Source organism: Verrucomicrobiota bacterium (assembly GCA_016871675.1).
Classification (GTDB): Bacteria; Verrucomicrobiota; Verrucomicrobiia; order Limisphaerales; family VHCN01; genus VHCN01.
The window spans coordinates 1-20470 of sequence record VHCN01000062.1 but is presented as its reverse complement, the minus strand read 5'-3'; the positions used below and the strand labels follow the sequence as shown (position 1 = coordinate 20470).

Sequence of the window (20470 nt, the reverse complement as noted above, 5' to 3'; positions counted from 1 at the left end):
GCAGGCATGCGCCGCCGTCGGCCAGTCGCGGCTGATGACCACTTACGAGCGGCTCTTCGAGTCGTTCGGCCTCCACGTCGCGCAGGTCCTCCTCACGCACGACGACCTCGAGCACCACGACCGCCATCTCAACGCGCGCAACACGCTTTGCACGCTGCTCGACCGCGGCGTCATCCCGGTCATCAACGAGAACGACGCCGTCTCGACCACCGAGCTCAAGTTCGGCGACAATGACCGGTTGTCCGCGCTCGTGGCCTCGTTGTTGCCCGCGGACCTGCTCATCATCCTCACCACGGTGGACGGCGTGGTTGCGAACTTCGGCAAGCCCCACGCGCGCACGCTCGCGCTGGTGGAGGCAATCGATCCCGCGCTCGAGAAGCTCGCCGGGGGCACGGCGAGCGCGACGGCCGTGGGCGGCATGACCGCAAAAATCCAGGCCGCAAAGATCGCGATGCGGTCCGGCATCCCGCTGGTGATCGCCTCCGGCCGCAAGCCTTCTGTGATCGCGGATGTCCTCGGCGGCGCCGAGGAGGGCACACTGTTTGTTCCGAAGCCCAACAAGCTGAAGGGGCGCAAGCGCTGGATTGCCTTCTTTCACCATCCGAAGGGCACGCTGTTCGTGGACGACGGCGCCAAGCGCGCGGTGCGCGAGAAGGGCCGCAGTCTGCTGCCGCCCGGCGTCGCGCGGTGCGAGGGGGAGTTCGCCGCCGGGGACGTGGTGCGCATCTGCGATCCCGACGGTCTTGAATTCGCCCGAGGCATCAGCGCGTTCACCGCGGCGCAGGTGCGCGCGAAGGAGCGTCCGCGCGCCGAACTCGTGCATCGCGACGACTTGGTGGTCCTCTGATCCCGCCCGCCCCTCCGGCGCGGAGAAACCGCCGGTCACTTCGGCCAGAAGCGCAGCCAGAGGCGCTGGGGCGGTTCGAGCAGGACGTCGCGCAACAGGACCTCGACACTCGCCGCCTTCGGTTCGTCCAACCGCCGGCACAAGGCGAGTGTCGCGAGGCTCACGGCCAGCACGCCGGCGAAGAAGAGCGCGTAGCGATTCCATTCCAACCCCAGCGCGTCGAAGCGGCGCGAGCCGATGGCGTCGATCAACAATCCCCACAGCACCGGCGCGAGGCCGAGCGTGAGGCTCGCGACGACTGAGAAGAGGGCGAAGAAATGGCTTCGCCCCATCGCCGGCATGATCGCCATCGCGAGCCGCACGTTGGCCATGCCGCACATCGAGCCGCACAGTCCCATGAAGAAGTGCAGGGTGAGCAGCAGGGCGGTGTTCGCCGGGACCGCGCGGCCGGCGAGCGCGATCCAGCCCGCCGCAAGGGCGAGCCACAAGAGCAGCGACGCGGTGATCACGGGCTTGCTGCCGAGGCGGTCCATGCGCGCGCCGAGAATCCACAGGCTGCTCAGTCCGCCGACGAATGCCGCGCTCGTCACGAGCAGCACGCGGCCTTCGACGAGGCCCGCCTCCGCCTTGAGCCAGGCGACCGTGAACGCGCCGGTGCCGCCGTAGGCCACCGCCCACGCCACGTTGAACGCGAGCAGCTTTCGAAACGGCGGGAACGCGGCAATCGCGCGCCACGGCACCGGTTCGGCGGATGCCCGCGCCTCGTCGGGCGCCTGCGTCTCGGGGATGCGCTTGAGGAACACGAGGCTGGTCGCGCCCATCACCGCGCTGAACACAAACATGAGCGAAAAATGCCACCACGTCGGCTCGCCACCGAGCGCGACGGCCGAGACCAGCACGCAGATGAAGCTCGCGAAGTTCACGAAGAACGCATCGCGCGCGAGATACCAGCCGCGCACCTCGGCGGGGACCATCGAGGAAATCCACGGCAGCCACGCCGCGCTCGAGATGCCGCGCGAGAGGTTGAAGGCGAAGAGCAGCGCGAGCAGCAGCGCGAGCTGCGTCGGCTTGTCGAGGAATTTCCCCGCCGGCGGCACAAGCGCCATGCCGAAGATGAAGAGCGTGCGCGTGCCCCAGCCCGCATACACGAAGCGCTTGTAGCCCGCGCGCGCGACGTGCCTCGCCGCGGGAATCTGGAAGATCACCAGCAGCGGCATCATGCCCACGATGAGCCCGAGCACCGTCGCGCTCGCGCCGAGCGACTTTGCGTAGAGCACCATCGGGCTGCCGACGACGATGGGAAAGGACAGCGCGTTGAATCCCGCGAACCAAAACGCGTTGTTCAATCCCGGCGGAAGCGAAGCCTTGTCCGGCGAAGCGCTCATCGTGCCCCGTGGGGCGCGTGCATTTGAGGGCAGCGTGTCCGCGGGCACAAGTGCGTTGTGGCTGCGCCGCGCCAGCCGGGGGTGCGGCGTTGTGGAATCCGTTTGCCATCCGGGCGGCTTCCCTGTAGCGGAGGCGGATGAACGGCATGAACGACCGCCCGCGCCAGCCCCGTCGGCCTGTGGCCGCGCGTCATTCCACGCCGTCGCGGCCGCCGCCGCCGGGCAGCGAGTCGTGGCGCACGCCGTGGGTGCAGATGAAATACTACAGTTTTCACCCCTGCATCTTCCCCGCGATGATTCGCGCGGCGTCGCCGGACGCCGAGCCGGGACAATTCGTGCACGTGTATGACAAGGACGGGCAACCCTTCGGCCAGGCGCTCTACAATCCGCACGCGCGCGTGCCGCTGCGCGTGCTGCACCACGGCACGGAGCCGGTCGGCGAGGAGCACCTCGCGGCGCTGCTGGACCGCGCGCTCGACCTGCGGCTTGGCTTGTTCACGCTGCCGGCCATCACGGATTCATTCCGGGTGGTGCACTCGGACGGCGACGGCTTGAGCGGGCTGGTGGTGGACAAGTTCGCCGACGTGCTCGCGGTCGAGGTCCACAGCCTCGGCATTTTCCAGCGGCTGCCCGGGTGGCTGCCGCGGCTCCATGCGCGGCTCGGCACGAAGCGCACGGTGGTGACGGTGGATTCCGAGGTCGCGAACATCGAGCGCATCGAGCCGACGGCGCGGTTGAGCGACGATGTCACGTCGGTCCGCATCATGGAGCACGGCGTGCGGTTCGAGGTGAACTTGAAGGAGGGCCACAAGACGGGGTTCTTCTGCGACCAGCGCGAGAACCGGCGGCGCTTCGCCCCGCTCGTGAAGGACGCGCGCGTGCTGGACTTGTGCTGTTACACGGGCGGCTTCGCCATCACCGCGGCGCTGCGCGGTGGCGCGAAGGAAACCGTGGGCGTGGACCTGGACGAGAAGGCGATCGCGCAGGCGAGGCGCAACGCGAACCTCAACCAGGTCAGCCCCGCGCACTCGACGTGGGCGCATTGCGACGCGTTTTCGTTCGCACGCCAGATGCAGAAGAACGGGGAGAAGTTTGACGCGGTGGTGGTGGACCCGCCGAAGTTTATGGCGAGCCGGGACACGGCGCACGAGGACCGGTGGCGCTACGAGGACTTGAACGGGCTGGCGATGTCGGTCGCGCGGCCCGGTGCCGTGATCGTCACATGCTCGTGCTCGGGCCTGCTCACGCCGGAGGATTTCGAGCAGATTATCCACAAGGCCGCGCACCGGCTTTCGCGGCGGCTGCAGATCTTCGACCGCACGGGCGCGGGGCCGGACCATCCCGTGATGTCCAACTGTCCCGAGAGCCATTACCTGAAGGTGATCTGGGGCCGCGTCTGGTGAGCGCGGCGCGGCGGCGTCACCCGGGCTTTCCGCGCGCGAAGATCGAGCGGATGACGTCCTCGATCGGGACCTCCTCGATGTCGATGTCCTTCACGGACAGCTCGTCGAAGAGCGCCTTGCACACGGGCACCACGCGGTCGCGTTTCACCTTGAGCTTCACGCCGGCGGGCGTGCGCTCGACGACCTCGCCAAACTTCTCAAGCGACTGCGGCGCGCGCGCCCCGGCGCCGTCGCACTGAATCGTCACGAGTTTGAAGTCGGCGAACCGGTCGAGCACCTCGCCGAGGCGGCCGTCGAAGAAAATCCGGCCGTGGTCGATGATGATGACGCGGTCGCAGAGGGCCTCGATGTCCGCCATGTAGTGGCTCGTGAGGAGCATCGTGGTGCGGCGGGCCTTGTTGTGGGCGCGGAGGAACTCGCGGACCTTTTGCTGCGAGACGACGTCCAGCCCGATCGTCGGCTCGTCGAGCAGCAGCACCCTCGGCTCGTGGAGGAGCGCGGCGGTGAGCTCGAACTTCATCCGTTCGCCGAGTGAAAGCTCGCGGACCATCACGTCGAGCTTGTCCTTCACATCGAGCAGCGCGGTGAGCTCGGCGACAGTCCGCTCGAAGCGCGCGCGCTCGATGCCGTAGATTTTCGCGTTGAGTTCGAGCGACTCGCGCGCGGGCAGGTCCCACCAGAGCTGGTTCTTCTGGCCGAGCAGCAGCGCGAACTGCCTGCGGTAGCCGTCGTCGCGTTCCCACGGCACGTAGCCGAGCACGCGCGCGGTGCCGGCCGTGGGATGCAGCAGGCCCGCGAGCATCTTGAGCGTGGTCGTCTTGCCCGCGCCGTTCGGGCCGAGGAAGCCGACCAGCTCGCCCTCCTCGATGCGGAAGCCCACGTCGCGCGCGGCGTCCACCGTCTCGAAGGTGCGGTGAAAGAGCCCCTTGATCGCGCCCTTGATGCCGGGCTGCTTCTTGTAAGTGCGAAACGTCTTCGTGAGGCCGGAGACTTCAATGACGGGCACGGGCGGAGAATCGGCATTCGCGGCGCGGGATTCAAGCGTCGCGCCGCCTGCTCAACGTCCTCCCCAAGCCCGTCGCCGGCCGGCTCAAGGATGGCGTCACCACCATCGCGGACATTTTCCCCGGTGTGACCGTGGTGTTCGCGGATGTCGTCGGGTTCACCGAACTTTCCAGCCTGCCCCCGCCCGAGGAAGTCGTCCGGATGCTCAACGAGATGTCCCCGCGGTTCGACCACCTTGCCGCCGGGCTCAAGATCGAGAAGATCAAGATGATCGGCGACGCCTGCATGGCCGTCGGCGGGGTGCCCGTCGCGCTCGAGGACCACGCGGGCGCGTCTGCGGAGCTCGCGCTCCGGATGCAGGAGGAGGTCGAGTGTATCAACGAGGAACGCGGCGCGAACGTGCGGCTGCGCATCGGCTTGAACACGGGGCCGGGGTGGCGTGAGACAAGGCAGCGCCGGGCGCAGGGCGTGGGGACTCGCGGCTGCGCCCGGGCTGGAGTGCCCCGCCGGTGAGCGCCGGTTCGGGGCGGACAATGGGAGTTAGTTTGCGACCACCTCCTTTCGTTCCGTGAGGATTCCCCAAGGACAATCAGGATCCCGCAGGCGCGGGACCGACCATGCCTTCGCGAAGCCAATCATGCTTTCCTTCGAGCAAGTCCTGGGCGAGGCGGTAGCTTTCCCGGTCCGTGTTCTTCGCAATGCCCGCGAAGTGCCGCGCGATGCGCAACCGCGCGCTGCGGCCGAAGTAATCCGCCATCTGCACGAGCGAGTCCTTCTCGGCGTCGGTCGCGGCGCGGGCGCGCATCGCGTGCGCCCGGGCGCACGTGGCGCTGATGGCGAAGAGTTCCGTGCCGATGTCCACGAAGCGGCCGAGCAGCACCTGCTGGCGCTCGAGTTTCGGCCCGAACTTCGCCATCGCGTGGAAGAGCGAGCGGGCGAGGCGGCGCGCGGTGCGCCTGGCGTAACGCAGGTGCCTGGCGAGCGCGGGATGCACGTCGCCGCCGGCTCCCGCGAATGGAAGCCACTGCTTCGGATACCACGCGGCGTAGAACAGGCCGGCCTTGAGCGCGGCCTGCGCGCGGACGCCGAGCGGGAGCTGGGAGTTGAGCGCGGCGCCGGCGACCTTGAGGTGCGGGTCGAGCGCCTCGCGCGCGATGAACAGCCGCATAATTTCACTGCTGCCCTCGAAGATGGTGTTGATCCGCGCGTCGCGGAGCATGCGCTCGACGGGGACGGGTTCGTCACCGCGCGCCTTGAGTGACTGCGCGGTTTCATAGCCGCGCCCGCCGCGGATTTGCATGGTCTCGTCGGCGATTTCCCAGCCGCGCTCGGTGCCCCACAGCTTGCACATCGCGGCTTCGAGCCGGATGTCGGCCTTCTTGTCCTTGTCCACGAGGCTTGCGGTGTAAAGCGTCATGGATTCCATCGCGAAGGTGTTCGCGGCGATGCGGGCGATCTTGTCAGCGATGGCGGCGTGCTTGCCGATGTTCGCACCCCATTGCACGCGCTCGCGGGCCCACTTGGTCACCCATTCGAGGCAGCGCTTGCTCATGCCGACGCACGCGGCGGGCAGGGTGAGGCGGCCGGTGTTGAGCGTGGAGAGCGCGACTTTCAGGCCCTTGCCCTCGGCGAGGATGATGTTCTGGCGCGGGACCTTGACGTTGGTGAAGCGCACGACGCCGTTGTAAAGCGCCTTGAGGCCCATGAATCGGCAGCGGTGCATGATCTCGACGCCGGGCGTGTCCATCTCGACGATGAACGCGGTGACTTGGTCGCGCGGCTTGCCTTTGACGACGGCGGGCGGGGTCTTGGCCATGACGACGATGACGCTGGCCTTGGTGCCGTTGGTGCACCAGAGCTTCTCGCCGTTGATGATGAAGTGCTGGCCGTCGGCGGTGGGCACGGCGTTTGTGGACATCTTCGCCGGGTCGGAGCCTACGGCGGGTTCGGTGAGCGCGAACGCGGAGATTTCGCCCTTCGCGAAGCGCGGCAGATACTTTTCCTTCTGCTCCTCCGTGCCGAAGAGAATGAGCGGCTGTGGCACGCCGATGGACTGGTGCGCGGAGATGAGCGCGGTGAGGTTGCCGCAATGGCCCGCGAGCATCATCGCGGCGCGGCAGTAGTTGGTCTGCGAGAGGCCGAGGCCGCCGTAGGCCGGCGAGATTTTGATGGCGAAGGCGCCCATGCGGCCGAGCTCGGCGATGACGTCGTCGGGGATTTCGCCGGTGCGGTCAATCTCATCGGGATCCACGCGGTCGCGGAGGAACTTGTCGAGGCGCTGGAGGAAGGCGTCGCCCTGGTCGCGGTCCTCGTGCGTCTGCTGCGGGAAGGGCAGCATGCGGTCGAGATCACAGCGGCCCATGAAAAGGTCCTGGGCGAAGCTGCCCTTTTCGGACGCGGCGTCGCGGGCGGCCTCGGTCATTTCGAGCGCGGCGCGCTGGCCTGCGTTCATCTTCGACGTGTCGATCAGTCCCGCGGCTGCGGGATCGTCATGGGGTTTCACGTGCGGTTGGACTTCGGGTTCCTTGAGCGCGTTCATGTCAGCCTCCGTCGGATGTGGAGCGCCGGTCTCCGACCCGGCGCGCGCCGGTTGGATCGGTGGGTGGCGCCGGGTCGGAGATCGGCGCGACGTTGGTGAAGTTGAAGGAGAAACGAACGGGGTTGGCGTCCGGCTCGGTGCCGGGCGGCACGGTCAAGCGGCCCCGTCGGGCCACCCGCCATTGTTCAGCCGCGTTCATAGAATCGGCCGCCAAAGACGGCCATGTTTTGCAGCAACGGGCACGGGAGGTAGCGCTTGGCTCCGGCGTCCACGAGGCGGTTCATTTCATCCACCATCTTGCTCATGCCGGCGGAGTCGCCGTAGCGCAGCGGACCGCCGCGGAACGGCGCGAAGCCCGTGCCCATGATCATGCCGAAGTCCACGTCCTCGGGCTCCGACACGACCTGGTCCTCGAGGCAGCGCGCGGCTTCGTTGACCATGAGCAGCACCATGCGGCGCTGGAGTTCCTCGCGGGACAGCCGGCGCGCGGTGTCCGCCAGCCGAAACTCGTTGATGGCGTGATTGGGGGTCGCGTCCTTCCCGTCGTGCGTGAAAAATCCGTGGCCGGATTTGCGGCCGAGCCAGCCGCGCTCGATCATGCGCTCGAGCACGGCCGGCGTCTCGAGACGGTCGGCGTAATGCCCCACGAGCGTGTCGGCGACGTGCTTCGAAATGTCCGCGCCCACTTCGTCGATGAGCCGCAGCGGTCCCATCGGCATGCCGAAATCGAGCATCGCGGAATCAATGTCCTCGACGCGCGCGCCGGCCTCGAAGAGGTGGCCGGCTTCGATGAGATACGGCATGAGGATGCGGTTGACGAGGAAGCCCGGGCTGTCCTTGACGAGCACGGGCAGCTTGCCGATCTGTTGAACGAACCGCAGGGTGCGGCGCAACACCTCGGGATGCGTCTGCCGCGCATAGACCACCTCCACGAGTTGCATGCGGTGGACGGGGTTGAAGAAGTGCAGGCCGACGACGCGATCCGGGTGCGCCGTGGCCGACGCAATCTCGGAGATGGAAAGCGCCGAGGTGTTGGTGGCGAGAATCGTGTCCGGGCCCGCCTGCTCGTCGAGTTGCCGGAAGAGTTGTTGCTTGAGCGGCATCTTCTCGCCGGCCGCCTCGATGACGAGGTCCGTGCTTGCCAGCGGCGCGTTGAACGCGGCGGGATAGATGCGGTCCATCGCGGCGCGCGCCTCGACCTGTGTGAGGGTGTGGCGCTCGACGGCTTGCGCGAGGAGTTTGGAGATGGAGCTGACGCCCTTGCCGACGGCGTCAGCGTTGATGTCGCGGAGGATCACCGGGAGCCCGCGGGTCGCGAGCCACTGGGCAATGCCGGAGCCCATCACGCCCGCGCCGATCACGGCCGCGCGCCGGATGCTGGAGGCGGACTCGTATCGCGGCCGAGCCGGGGCGGCTGTCGTCGAGACGTGTGCGGGCGTGACGGCAAGTTTCTTGGAGCGTTCCTGGAGGAAGAAGCCGCGGACGAGATTCCGGCATGCAGGCGTCTGCGCCAGCTTGAGGAAGGTCTCGACCTCGAGCGCAAGCGACTTCTCGACGGTCTTGGAGATGCCGTCGGTGATCATCTCGAGCGCCTGCGTCACGGCGGGATAGTGGCCGCGGGTCCGGCGCGAGAGTTTCGGATGCATCCACATGGAGATCGCGGCGGCGGTGAGCGCGTTGTCCGTCGCGGACAGGCGGAGTGAAGGAGTCCGGTTCTTCAGTGAGAGCCCGCGATCGAGGATCCGGCGTTTCGCGATGTCCACGAGGTATTGCTTCGGCGCCAGTTCGTCCACGAGGCCGCGCTTGAGCGCGACGGGAGCGGCGAGGGACTTGCCTGCGAGAATCACGTCGAGCGCTGCGGGCAGGCCGATCAGCCGCGGCAGGCGCGTGGAACCACCCCACGCCGGGATGACGCCGAGTTGCGTCTCGGGCAGGCCTAGCTTCGTGGCCCGGTCCGGCGAGGCGATGCGCCAGTCGCAGGCGAGCGCGACCTCGAATCCGCCGCCGAGCGTCGCCCCGTGCATCGCAGCCACGGTCGGGATTGGCAATGACGCGAGCCGGCTGAACGTGCGCTGGCCGAACTCGATCATGGCGCGCAAGTCGCCAGGCGAATGCTCGACGGCGTCCGCGATGGCCTTGAGGTCGGCGCCGGCGATGAAGATGGAGGGCTTGGCGCTGGCGAGGATGACGCCCTTGAGTTCCGGTGTGGACCGGATGAAGTTGAGCTGGTCGTTGAGTTCCTTGAGTGTCGTGCGGTCGAAGATGTTGGCGGAACTGTCGGGGTTGTCGAACGTAAGGATGCAGACTTGGTCCGGGGTGACTTCGCGGACGATGTAGGGGCAAGGCGGCTCGGGCGCGTCGGGTGTGGACGGCGACGGTTGTGGCTTGGGCGTCTTGTCGCGACGCTTGTAGAAGCCGGTGTCGGACCGGAGGAAATCGGTGTTCATAGTTTCTCCAGCCAGATTGCAGCGCCTTGTCCGCCTCCGATGCACAAGGAGACAAGCGCGCGGCGGGCGTTGCGGCGGCGCAGTTCGCGGACGGCGGTGAGGATGAGCCGCGCGCCGGTCGAGCCGACGGGATGGCCGAGCGCAATCGCGCCGCCGTTCAGATTCAGGCGTTCGCGCGGGATGGCGCCAAGCGCTGTGTCGCGGTTGAGCATCTTGCGCGCGAACTTCGCAGACTCGGCGGCCTTCAGGCAGCCAAGCACCTGCGCGGCGAAAGCCTCGTTGATTTCAATGACATCGGCGTCGGCAATCGAAAGGCCCGACTGTGCCTCGGCGCGCGCGATGGCAAACACGGGGCCGAGCCCCATGCGGGCCGGGTCGCAGCCCGCGTAGGCGTAGGCAGTCATCGCGGCGAGCGGTTCGAGCCCGAGCGCCTGCGCGCGCGATTCGCTCATCACGAGCAGCGCGACCGCGCCGTCGGTGATCTGTGAGGCGTTGCCCGCGGTGACGCTGCCGGTCTTGCGATCGAAGACGGGCTTGAGTTTGGAAAGCGCTTCGAGTGATTGCTCGGGGCGGACGCCGTTGTCGGCCGTAAACGTCTTGCCCTTCGCAAAGACCGGAGCGATTTCGCCCGCGAGCTTGTCCTTGGCCGCCGCGGCTCGCTGGTGCGAAACGAGGGCGAATTCGTCCTGCTCGTCGCGGGTGATGCCAAAGTCGCGCGCGATCACCTCGGCGGTTTCGCCCATGTTCATGCCGCAGACGGGGTCGGAAAGTCCGAGTTGCAGGCCGCTGCGCGGCTGGAAATCGGCGAGCCGGAACTTGGACAACGCCGCGAGACGCTGCCCGAGCGACGTGGCCCGCGAGAGCGCGGCAAACTTCTTCGCGGCGGATTGCGTGTAGAAGAGGGGCACTTGCGACATGCTCTCCGCGCCGCCGACGATGAACACGGAGCCGCGGCCGGCGGACATTTTTTCGAACGCCTGGGTGAAGGCCTCGAAGCCGGAGGCGCAGTTGCGGTGGACGGTGACCGCGGGCACCCGCTCGGGGATGCCGGCGCGCAGGGCGATGACGCGGGCGATGTTCGAGGTGTCGGCCGGTTGTGAAACGCACCCGAAGATGACCTCGTCGATGATCGCGGGGTCGAGCGCGGCGTGGGTGAGGAGCGTGTTGACGGCGACGCGGCCAAGCTCGTCGGGCGCGAGCGACGCGAGGTCGGTGCCGATCTTGCAGAAGGGCGTGCGAACTCCGTCAATCAGGACAAGCCGGTCGGTGGTCATGCAGTCTCCTTCATCTGGGGCCTAGTCTGTCCAGCCTTCGGACGGTGGTCAACGAGTTTGCTTTCTTTGAGCTGCGTGCCCACGCCCTGCAGGTCGCGCATCGCCTCGCCGGTGTGGAACTCGATGCGGTTCGGGCGGACTTCGGTGTGCGCGGCGAAACGGCTGTTGAGTTCGCGCACGAGCGTGGATTCGTCGGCGCCGTTCAGTTTCTGCACGTGGAGGATGAGTTCGTCCACTTCGAGCGGGTCGTCGTGGGTCTTTCGCAACTCGAGCTGCCAGGCGCCGACGAGCGGGGCGTCGTCGAGCACGTGCTCGAGTTCGTTGAAGTCCACGAGTGTGCCCTTGATCTTGTCGAGGCGCATTTCCTTCACTTCGGCGGTGCGCGAAATGCGGCCGAGCAGGCGCGGGACGACACGTCCGCAATGCGGGCATGGTGCGTAGGTGAGCCCGCCATCGATGCAGTCGCCCGTGCGATAGCGGAGCACGACGGTGCCACGGGCGTCGAGGGGGGTGAATACCAGTTCGCCGGGGTGGCCATCGGGAACCGGCTCGCCCGTCTTCGGGTCCACGACTTCGAATATTCCGAGGTCGGGATAGAGGTGGTAACCGCTGGGTTCGGCATCCGCGGGGGTCGGGCACTCGGCCCACGCCATCTTCGCCTCGGTGAAACCGTAGGTGGTGACGATGTCCACGTTGGGCGAGCCTAGTTTCGCGGCGAGGAATGTGAGCTTCCGCCGCATGCCTTCGGGGACTTTTTCGCCACCGAGGACGATGCGTTTGAGATTCTCCCAGTGGACGGTTTCATCCACCGCCTGCTGCAGGACGTGGTAGGTGAATGTTGGCATGCCGATGAGAATGTCGGGCTGGAGCTTCCGGATGAATCGAATCTGTCCCTCGGTGCCCATGACCTTGCCGCCGCCGCTGCTGAGGGTGAGCACGCCAAACGTGGTGCCGCCAAAGAACGTCTGCCAGAACGCGAGATGCGGCGCGTAGGGAAACATGTTCAGCAGGCGGAACTCGGATCGCGCGCCGCAGACTTGGAAGAGCCGGTCGCCGGTGACTTGAAGATTCGCGAGGTCGTGCTGCGTGAAGAGAAACGGGATCGGGTCGGCCGAACGCCCCGTCGTGCTCGTCATGAAAATCGGCCGAAACTCCGACTCGAAGCCGCGCTTGACCACATCGCGCCCGAAAACCAGCGCCCGCAGCAGCGTGGAAGGCCGCCGCCGCAGCACCTTCTCGTCTGGCACGATGATGAACTCACGGGAGCGTTGCGGTTGTTCGGGCGTGTTGAGGAGGTCGGCCTTCGAGCTGAACGGAACCCGGCGGAGGTCGTCGAGCGTCCGAACCTGCGCGGGATCGAGCCCCTGCGCGGCGAAGACGCGCCGGTAATGCGGTGAGAATGGAACAACCACGTCGGTGAGGAAACGCCGCAGCTTGGCGGCCTGCATCGCCCGGACTTCCCGTTCAGGCAGCCGCTGCCACTGTGTGGCTGAGGACATGGGGTTCATCGGTTTGGAGGGTTGGGGGCCGGCGGGTCAGGGCAAGGATTGCGGCCAGCTGCTCGGTCGCCACGCGACGGCCAAGCGCGACGTATCGGGAGGCGCTCTTGAAGTCGTGCCAGGACGCATCGCACGCGACCGGCCGCAAGACCACATCCGCCGAGCGGCAGGCTTCCTCGGCGTTTCGGATTTGCGCGCCGAGGATGCTGCGCTGGATGACGTCGAGGATGTTGCCGTCGGCGAAGTAGTTCAGTTGCTGATTGAGATAGCGAAGCGGCGAGATGCGGGCTGACGCGCCGTCGGCGAGTTCTCGCTGGCGCTCGCGACTGCAACGCAGGACCGCAGGAGTCGGGATGACGTTGACGGCGATGATCTTCTCGATGCCCGCCTCGCGAAGCACATCCACCGGGACGGGGTCCGAGACGCCGCCGTCGATGTATTGTTCGCCATCGATTTCGACCGGCACGCATGCGCCTGGAATCGCGCAACTCGCATGGACGGCCCGTGCGACTTCGCCGGACGAGAACACGCAACGCTCGAGCGTCTCCAAATTGGTCGCCACGGCGCGGAAAGCGCGGGGCAGTTCTTCGAAGTGCACCGAACCGATGGACCGCATCAGTCGTTGCTTGACGCCCAAGCCCCGCATGAATCCCTGCCTCGGCGGGAAGACTGGATCGATCAACGACCACATGTTGCCGGGACGCTCGAGTTCGAGGGCTTTCTCCACGAGGAACGACGCAGGATGCCCGCTGGCCCAAAGCGTGCCGACATAGGCTCCCATGCTCGTGCCGGCGACCAAGTCGACTTCGATCCCGTTTTCTTCCAGCACTTGAAAAACTCCAACGTGGGCCAAGCCCTTCGCCGCGCCCGCAGACAGCGCGAGCCCGACACGGCATCGGCCGGCCTCCCGGGCAAGCCGGCGCACGTCGCGCCCGAACGATTCGCTCGCACCCCCCGCACTCGCTCGACGCGCACCTCGGACTTGTGCATGCACTCGTGTGCCGATGTCACGGGACAATTGCGCGAGCAAACCTGGTTCAACGGAGTCCTCGTCGAAACACGCGACGGGCATGAGGGTCACGCTCGTCGCGGGATTCTCATCGCGAATCGTGGCCGCCAGTCGACTGAAGCGCGCGGTGCTGTCCGCGTTCGGATCGAGCAACGCCCACGCGAGGTCGGACCGGATGATCCCCTCGGTCAGCAATCTGGCTGGGATTTCCGAATCCAAATGAAGGATCACAAACCGGAAGTGCCGGGCGCAGTGGCCAATGAACGACGCGAGGTAGTTCCTTTGGAGCGGTTCGTCCGAAACTCTCACGCACAGCCGTTCGGCGCCTCCTGCCGTTTGCTGAACGTACTCGGCGAAGGCAAAGTGCTCGCTCCACGAAGTCTGATGCACTGTCCAAGATCGCAGCGGCACACCGGCGTCCGACATGACGATGTGGACGAGCAACACTCGTTGTCCGGTCTCGGCCCGGACGTTCTGGGCGAGTTGGTCAGCGAGGAAAGTCTCAGGAATGCGACACGAGAACGACGCCAGTGTGACAAGGCGGCCCATCTGAACCGAGGGTTGATAGGGGGATCGGGAAAGGCAGGAGAGTAGCTCGGATCGCCTGTAATCCGCCTCCGACCCTTCAGTTGGCCTGTTTGCGCTCATGTCCGCCTCGGGACGACGACGGAACGCTCAAGGCCTCTAACGACTGCGCTCAACGACTGATCGCACGATCGCGAAACGCTCTGATTGATCCATCGCCCATTGTCTCTGGTCGCAACCTAAGCCGCTTCCATGCCGTGTCAATGGTGCAACGCTTCCTTAGTTCTCTGGAGTGGGTTTTGCGGGTAGGCGGTGCCTTTCAAGTGATTCTTGCACCGGTGAACCTTCACGGTGACGTCGCCCCGTTTGATTTCCGAAGGCCACTTGGAAGGGGAAGAAGCGGCCGCTTTCATCGCCCGCATTGTCCCCCAAGGTCAGTCCATTCGAACAAAGCCGGAAAAGAGTGGCGGGAGCGGCGGGGCTCGAACCCGTAACCTCTGCCGTGACAGGGCAGCGCTCTAACCAATTGAGCTACGCCCCCGCGTCGGGGGCTGCAACCTAGGGAATGCCCCATTTCAAGTCAACGCGGATTTCCCGCATCCCGCATTCGTGGGGACTTCGCAAGCGCTGGATGGAGGCGGCAATGACGTCCTGATACGATGCGCGCGTGAAGTTGTCCGTTGTCATTCCCACGCTGAACGAAGCGGACGAACTCGCGGAGACTTTGCGCCGGGCGCGCGCGGTGCCGGAGGTGATCGAGGTGATCGTAGCGGACGGCGGCAGCACGGATGCGACGCGTGACATCGCCGCGCGAGCGGGCTGCTTTGTGACCGAAACGGCGCCGGGTCGCGGCGGGCAACTGCGCGCGGGCGTGGCGCTGGCGAAGGGCGACGTGGTGGTGTTGCTCCATGCGGACACGTGGCTGCCGGCGAGCGCGGGCGAAGCGATCGGCGCGGCGCTGTGCGATGCGCGGGTTGTGGCTGGAGGGTTTTACAAGGTGTTTCGCGAACCGCCGTCGTGGCTCGTGCGCGGGGCGCGGTTCAAGTGCTGGTGGCGCTGGCTCGTGGCGCGGCGCGTGATGGGTGACCAGGCGATGTTTGTCCGGCGCGACGCGCTCGAAGCCGTCGGTGGCGTGCCCGATGTGCCCCTGATGGAGGAGGTCGAGCTCTGCCGACGGCTGCGGGCGCGCGGGAGGCTCGCGCTTGCGGACGCGGTCGTGAGCACGTCGGCGCGGCGCTTCGCGAAGCGCGGCGTGCTGAGGACCTACTGGCTGATGTGGAGCGTGACGGTCCGCCATCTGTTGGGCACGCCTCCGCGCGAACTGGCGGCGATGTATCGGAAAGGGGAGCGGTGACCGCGGCTTGCGCGAGAGTGGCGTGCGGGCGCAAATTCACCGCACTCGTCATGAACACGAACTCCTCGGTCCCATCCATCGCGAACACGCCGGAGCCGCCCTACTTCGCAGTCATCTTCACTTCGATGCGCGCGGCCGGCGAAGACGACAGCTACGGCGCGATGGCGGCGCGCATGAACGAACTGGCGGCGCAACAGCCGGGATTCCTCGGCGTCGAGAGCGCGCGGGGCGCGAGAGGTGGTATTCAGCATTCCGCGTCCGCGTGGCGCGGGTCGAACGCGATTACGGGAAGTGACGTTCAGTGGAGCAATCGGAGGGAACCCCGTGGTTCGGAAAGTCAAAGATACTCCGCGGACTTCACCGGGAGGTGGCGGCGGATTTTCTTGTGCTGATAGCCGAAGCCGGGGCCTTGGATGGAACTCAAGTCGAGTTTCCCGGCGCGCCGCTGGTAAAGGCCGGGGTGGATTTTCGCCTCCCACTTCGAAGCTTCGGGGTAGAACTGCATCGCGTTGACCTCGACGCCCATGATGGTGCCGACGTGTGCGGCGAGCTGGACGTGCGGGATCATCGCGAGCATCGGGTTGGTGAGGTCCTGCACCATGAGCGTCATGCCGTGGGCCTTGGCCCAGCAGGCGGACAGCAGCGCGCCGCTTTGCGTCTTGCACGTCTTGAGCGCCACGCCGCTCCAGCCGAGCTCGCGCCCCATGGCGATATGCCGCCAGTCGTGCGCGGATTCGTCGAGGAAGAGCGGCTTGCGCGCGCTCACGCTGTGCACGTCGATGCGGTGCTTCTCCAGCTCGTATGGAAACGGCTGCTCGACGTAGAGCAGCATGCCGTGGAGACGCGGATGCCCGTCGCGCAGGCGGTCGAGCATCGAATTCACATAGTCGGGGTCGATGACGGTGCAGTTGTAATCCGCCGTGAGCCACTCGACGCCGTTCTCGATCGCGATGCGGCCGACCTTGAGGAGCCGTTCGAAGTCCCATTGCTCGTCATTGCCGCGCAGCTTCACCTTCAGGCACCTCACGCCGTCGGTCTTGATCCAGTCCGCGAGCAGCACGGGGAATCCATCCTGCGGCTCGGCGCCGGTGAGTTCGGAGGCGTCGAGCGCGTCCACGCCGCCGACGAGGTGCCACGCGCGGAGCTGCTTCGGTGGCGAGGTGACGAGGTAATCGCATGGAAACTGATCCTTGAACGAGAGGCCCGAACCGCCGGCGGGCTTGAGGAAATCCGCCAGCGTGCGCGACATGAACTCGCCGTTGTAAGTCTCGTAAACGGGCCGGCCGTGGAGGTTGCCGTAGGCGTCATGGATCGCGAGGTCGAACAGGGACGCGCACACGAGCGCGCCGAGCCACGGCATCGGCTCGGCGGGCGCGCGCCGCTTGTTGAACTGCTTGAGCAGCGCGGGGAGGATGTGCTTGAGGAAATCCGCGCCGACCTCCATCGCATGGCCGCGGTTGTCGAAGCCCGCCCACGCGCCCGCGAGCGTCACGCAGAACTCGCGCATCGCCGTCAGCCGCTCGTCAAACGTCAGCTTGCCCGGCCACACCCACGTCACCGACAACGGCGTTTCGCCCCACCCCTCGGCGGTCTTGCCCTTCGCGTCGGTGACGCGCACCTTCGCGCGCGCGCAGGTGACGAACGTGACCGTCTCGGTGCCGAACTTGAGCGGAAGCCGCGTGTGGACCGGCAGGAAGTAGAGTTCGCTGCCGACGCAGCGGATGTCGGTGGGTTTGCTCATGCAGGGGTTTCAGTCACTTTGCTCCGCGACCTCATCCGGATCGCAGTCTGCGGCCACGGTCGCACTCGGTCGACAGAGTAGGATTAAGACCGGGAGCAAGTTGATGACGCGGCGCGCGCGCTCACTTCTTCTTCCCGTCGTGCTTCCGAAGGATGTCCGCGTGGACGCGCGCCACGTCGCCCATATAGCCGTTGTCGTTGGCTTTCTCCGCGGCCTTGAAAATGTAGTCGCGCGCCTTCGCGGCATCGCCGGTGGCCTCGTGGTAGATGCCGAGATACAGGTGCGCGTAAAACAGGTTGTGGCCGAGCTTGTCGGGCGCGGGTTCGCCGGCGCGCGCCGCGGCGAGCACGTCCTCGGGCTTCGCCTTGCCGGCGAAGAGCTGGTGAATCTCCTTCATCGGCACGCGCCCGTCGCCGGTGATGGGGATGAGATGATGCTTCGCCTCGGCGAGGCTCTCGGCGCGCGCGGTGCAGAGGAAATGCCACACGGCGTTTTCCACGTCGTTCTTGTTCACCGTCTGGTGCAGCTCGAACTGCTTCTTGCCGTCGGCGAACCGCCCCGCGTAGTAGAGCGCGATGCCGCGCTGCCAGTTGTCCGGCGCGCGTTGCGGGAACGCGGCGTTGAACTTGTCGAAGTCCTCGAGCGATTCCTTGATGCGGCCGGCGCGGAAGTGCTCCATGCCGCGGTTGAGCAGCACGGCGTTGGGCACGGGCGCGAGCTTCATCACCTCGGTCCACGCCTCGACCGCCTTGTCATACTCGCGCAACCGGCCGCGCAGGCGCGCGATGGCGACGCGCGCGCCGAGGTGCTTCGCGTCCGCGGCCACGGCCTTGTCGAGCAGCGCGAGCGCGCCCTTCACGTCGTCCTTGCTCAGTGTGGATTCGGCCTGCTTGATCAAGTCGTCGGCCGTCGGCGCCTGCGCGAAAGCGGGAAGGCACGCCGCCGCCACGAGCGCAATCGCGCAGAGGTTCATGTGCAGCAAGCCGCGGATGGCTCGACGCGTCCGGGCGCGGGGGAAGTCAGGTTCATGGGCGCGGAGCGTAGCGCCGCCGCGCCGGGGCTACAAGCGGAAGGAAACGGACGTCGACACGGATTTCACGGATGCTCACGGATGAAGTCGCCAGCCGGCCCTCCGTCCGAATCCGTGCTCATCCGTGAAATCCGTGTCCACCATCCGCTATCTCTTCGGCGTCGCGCCCACGCTTTCATCGCCCAGCAACTCGCGGCGCAGCGCGGGCGTCCACGGGCGGTTGTCGGCGGGCGGGTTGAGGATGAACCACACCATGTTGCGGAAGTCGGCGTCGGGCATGTTCTCCAAACCTTCCGGCATGAGGCTCACGTCGAGCGTGCGGCGCCGGGGCTTGCCGTCCTTCAACGCAATCTCTGAGGGCGACAGGATGTGCTCGGTCGGTCCGGCAGCGACGAGCCGGAGGCGCGTGGGCGTCTCCTCGACGATGCGGCCGGATAGAGACCGCCCATCCTTCAACTCGATCTCGACCGTCTCGAAGCCGTTCCCGATGACTTCGTTGGGGTCAATGATGTTGTGCAGCAGCGCGTCGAGCGAACTGCGGCCCACGCCGGTGAGGTCGGGGCCGATGTCCGTGCCTTCGCCGTGGAGCTTGTGGCAGACGAGACAGGATTTCTTCGCGATTTCGTGCCCGGCTTTCGCGTCCGGTTCGGCGGCGAGCACCACGGCGCGCCGGGCGGCGATGAGCTTGAGCTTGTCGGCGTCGCTCGCGCGGTAGCGGCCGAGCAAGCGGTCCGACTGGTCGCGCACGGCGGAGTCCTCGGTGCGGGCGAGCGCGCGGCGCGCGGTGGCGGAGATGTCGGCGGGGGAGACCTGTTGCTTCTCCACGCCGGCGAGCAACGCGCGCGCCCAGTTTCGGCGCGTGACGAGCACCTCCGCCGCGGCACGCCGCGTGGAGGCGGAGAAGTTTTTCCACGCGTCCACCACGTCGTAGGCGGTCTGGTCCACGGTGAACGTGCCCAACGCGCGGAGGGCTTCGGCGTAGAGTTGCTGTTGAACGTCGCCCGCGGAACCCTTCACCCGTCCCGCTCCGGGCGGGAGCACCCTCTCCCCTTCCGAAGGGGAGAGGGCCGGGGTGAGGGGAGTCTTCAGCAACTTCACCAGTTCATCCCGCGCCGCGTCGGTCCGGGCTTCGCGCGCGGCTTGGATGCCCTTCAAGCGGTCGTCCACGCCGGCCTTCGCGTCGTTGATCTTCACGATGAGCCCGCGCGCGGCGGTGGTGTCGCCGAGCAGCGTCGCGAGGCGGCGGGCCTTGTCCGCGAGCACGGGGACGGCGGTGAGCTTGGCGAAAATGGGAGCGAGTTCGAGCGTGGGCGGCGAGCCCCTGGCCTTGAAGGACTCAATCAGCCCGTCGAGCGCGGCGTCGGCGAGGCGCGGTTTGTCGGCGAGCGAACCGAGCCAGAGCATCGCGGCGTCGAGGTGCTTCGCGCGCGCGGCGGCATCCGTGAGGTCGCAGATGCGGCGCATCACACGGCGCGCGCAGTAGGCGGACACGGACGTGTCGGTCGCCGCGAGCAATGGGAAGAACGGCTGCGGGTCGGCGGCGACGCGCGGCTCCATCGCCATCCAGACGATGTGCGGGTAGTAAGTATCGCCGTCCACGCTCGGGCGCGCGAGCAACTCGCGGAAATGCGGGAGCAGGTCGGCTTTCGCCGCAGCTGCGGGCGGCGGCGTGTCCACGGTCAGCGAACCGGAAGTGAATTGACGAAGGGCGACGGCAACCGCGGCGCGCACGGTTACATCATTGTCTGTCGCAAGGTTGCGCAGTTGACGCATGTCATCCGAGTTCGGCTTGCCACGGTTTCCGAGAAGGCGGGCAATCCATGCTCGGACTTCAGGGACGCCGCCGCTTAACGCAGCGTCAACGTATTCAGCAGTCAATTGACGAACTGCATCTGCCTCGATCAGTGCTGCGATTCGAACTCGGGTATCCAGTTCGACCGTTGAATTGAGTTTGCCGACCAATCTATTTCGAGCCATTTCCCCGAGCGCGAAAGCGACGCCTTCATCATTAGGCGAGAATTGGCCTGACGGCTCTTTCCGACTGGCGCGCAAGTCTGAATCGGGTGCGTGCCATTGCCGAAGAAGTCGTTGCGCCGTGCGCTGCTGCCATGAGTTGCTGCTGGTCAAGAGTGACAAAAGCCATTGGCTGGATTCAGTCGCGAGGTCCATGTCGCGCTTAGGCCGGCTCGCCACCTTCTTGCCCTTTTCGTTGCCCACCCACACCACGCGCCAGATGCGGCCCATCTCGCGGTCCACGCCGAGCGGGTCGGCGTTGGCGTTCTGGTAGCAGGGATAGCGGTCGCACCAGTCCATCACCCACAGCGCGCCGTCGGGACCGGTCTGCACGCTCACCGGCCGGAACCACGGGTCGCCGCTCACGAGGAAGTTGCCGGGGCCGACGTGCCGCCATTC

At 66.7% G+C, this 20470-nt stretch carries 14 protein-coding genes, 1 tRNA gene and 1 pseudogene; 5 read left to right on the top strand and 11 right to left on the bottom strand.

Going from position 1 to position 20470, the window contains the following annotated elements; translation table 11 throughout:
* Positions 1 to 847: glutamate 5-kinase (gene proB, locus FJ386_12150; GenBank protein ID MBM3877456.1), on the top strand; the 847-nt coding region annotated here is incomplete at its 5' end.
* Positions 848 to 882: 35 nt separating this feature from the next.
* Here the strand turns inward: proB and FJ386_12145 are convergent.
* Entirely contained in the window at positions 883 to 2232 is a 1350-nt protein-coding gene (locus FJ386_12145) for an MFS transporter (protein MBM3877455.1), read from the bottom strand.
* Positions 2233 to 2378: 146 nt separating this feature from the next.
* Here FJ386_12145 and FJ386_12140 point away from each other — a divergent pair, with 146 nt between their 5' ends.
* Positions 2379 to 3635 (top strand): class I SAM-dependent rRNA methyltransferase, encoded by a 1257-nt coding sequence (locus FJ386_12140; protein ID MBM3877454.1) that lies wholly within the window; start codon positions 2379 to 2381, stop codon positions 3633 to 3635.
* 16 nt (positions 3636 to 3651) lie between these two features.
* Here the strand turns inward: FJ386_12140 and FJ386_12135 are convergent, their stop codons facing one another.
* On the bottom strand, positions 3652 to 4641 hold the full coding sequence (locus FJ386_12135) for an ATP-binding cassette domain-containing protein (GenBank protein MBM3877453.1): 990 nt from the start codon (positions 4639 to 4641) through the stop codon (positions 3652 to 3654).
* A 29-nt stretch (positions 4642 to 4670) separates the two neighbouring features.
* Between FJ386_12135 and FJ386_12130 the strand changes: the two genes are divergently transcribed.
* Positions 4671 to 5153 (top strand): adenylate/guanylate cyclase domain-containing protein, encoded by a 483-nt coding sequence (locus FJ386_12130; protein MBM3877452.1) that lies wholly within the window; start codon positions 4671 to 4673, stop codon positions 5151 to 5153.
* 76 nt (positions 5154 to 5229) lie between these two features.
* Here the strand turns inward: FJ386_12130 and FJ386_12125 are convergent, their stop codons facing one another.
* From FJ386_12125 to FJ386_12100, 6 genes are all read right to left on the bottom strand, one after another.
* On the bottom strand, positions 5230 to 7179 hold the full coding sequence (locus tag FJ386_12125; protein MBM3877451.1) for a DNA polymerase II: 1950 nt from the start codon (positions 7177 to 7179) through the stop codon (positions 5230 to 5232).
* A 185-nt stretch (positions 7180 to 7364) separates the two neighbouring features.
* Complete coding sequence (locus FJ386_12120) at positions 7365 to 9626, bottom strand: hypothetical protein (GenBank protein MBM3877450.1); 2262 nt, start codon at positions 9624 to 9626, stop codon at positions 7365 to 7367.
* Positions 9623 to 10900 (bottom strand): thiolase family protein, encoded by a 1278-nt coding sequence (locus FJ386_12115; GenBank protein ID MBM3877449.1) that lies wholly within the window; start codon positions 10898 to 10900, stop codon positions 9623 to 9625. Before FJ386_12115 ends, FJ386_12120 begins: the two co-directional genes overlap by 4 nt.
* Entirely contained in the window at positions 10897 to 12348 is a 1452-nt protein-coding gene (locus FJ386_12110; GenBank protein ID MBM3877448.1) for a phenylacetate--CoA ligase, read from the bottom strand. The genes FJ386_12115 and FJ386_12110 overlap by 4 nt, the downstream gene beginning before the upstream one ends.
* Positions 12349 to 12364: 16 nt before the next feature.
* Positions 12365 to 14056: a patatin-like phospholipase family protein gene (locus FJ386_12105; GenBank protein ID MBM3877447.1), complete on the bottom strand. Its 1692-nt coding sequence runs from the start codon at positions 14054 to 14056 to the stop codon at positions 12365 to 12367.
* Positions 14057 to 14397: 341 nt separating this feature from the next.
* Positions 14398 to 14474 (bottom strand) — tRNA-Asp (locus FJ386_12100).
* Positions 14475 to 14600: 126 nt separating this feature from the next.
* On the opposite strand from FJ386_12100, the gene FJ386_12095 reads away from it, so the two are divergent.
* Together FJ386_12095 and FJ386_12090 are read left to right on the top strand one after the other, a co-directional pair.
* The gene (locus FJ386_12095; GenBank protein ID MBM3877446.1) at positions 14601 to 15287 is read left to right on the top strand and encodes a glycosyltransferase; all 687 of its coding nucleotides are present in this window, start codon (positions 14601 to 14603) and stop codon (positions 15285 to 15287) included.
* Between the two features lie 50 nt (positions 15288 to 15337).
* Positions 15338 to 15517 (top strand): annotated as a pseudogene (locus tag FJ386_12090) (antibiotic biosynthesis monooxygenase).
* 107 nt (positions 15518 to 15624) lie between these two features.
* On the opposite strand, the gene FJ386_12085 reads toward FJ386_12090, so the two are convergent.
* From FJ386_12085 to FJ386_12075, 3 genes are all read right to left on the bottom strand, one after another.
* Positions 15625 to 17028 carry a hypothetical protein gene (locus FJ386_12085; GenBank protein MBM3877445.1) on the bottom strand — a complete coding sequence of 468 codons (1404 nt, stop codon included), beginning with the start codon at positions 17026 to 17028 and terminating at the stop codon, positions 15625 to 15627.
* 121 nt (positions 17029 to 17149) lie between these two features.
* Complete coding sequence (locus tag FJ386_12080; protein ID MBM3877444.1) at positions 17150 to 18001, bottom strand: hypothetical protein; 852 nt, start codon at positions 17999 to 18001, stop codon at positions 17150 to 17152.
* A 204-nt stretch (positions 18002 to 18205) separates the two neighbouring features.
* A partial coding sequence (locus FJ386_12075) for a hypothetical protein (protein MBM3877443.1) occupies positions 18206 to 20470 on the bottom strand: 2265 nt, incomplete at its 5' end.

Bases quoted from the DNA above. Each gene is read 5' to 3' on its own strand.
- FJ386_12120 (MBM3877450.1), bottom strand. From the start codon at position 9,626: ATGAACACCGATTTCCTCCGGTCCGACACCGGCTTCTACAAGCGTCGC.
- FJ386_12140 (MBM3877454.1), top strand. From the start codon at position 2,379: ATGAACGACCGCCCGCGCCAGCCCCGTCGGCCTGTGGCCGCGCGTCAT.
- FJ386_12080 (MBM3877444.1), bottom strand. From the start codon at position 18,001: ATGAACCTCTGCGCGATTGCGCTCGTGGCGGCGGCGTGCCTTCCCGCT.
- FJ386_12145 (MBM3877455.1), bottom strand. From the start codon at position 2,232: ATGAGCGCTTCGCCGGACAAGGCTTCGCTTCCGCCGGGATTGAACAAC.
- FJ386_12105 (MBM3877447.1), bottom strand. From the start codon at position 14,056: ATGAGCGCAAACAGGCCAACTGAAGGGTCGGAGGCGGATTACAGGCGA.
- FJ386_12125 (MBM3877451.1), bottom strand. From the start codon at position 7,179: ATGAACGCGCTCAAGGAACCCGAAGTCCAACCGCACGTGAAACCCCAT.
- FJ386_12085 (MBM3877445.1), bottom strand. From the start codon at position 17,028: ATGAGCAAACCCACCGACATCCGCTGCGTCGGCAGCGAACTCTACTTC.
- FJ386_12115 (MBM3877449.1), bottom strand. From the start codon at position 10,900: ATGACCACCGACCGGCTTGTCCTGATTGACGGAGTTCGCACGCCCTTC.
- FJ386_12110 (MBM3877448.1), bottom strand. From the start codon at position 12,348: ATGCAGGCCGCCAAGCTGCGGCGTTTCCTCACCGACGTGGTTGTTCCA.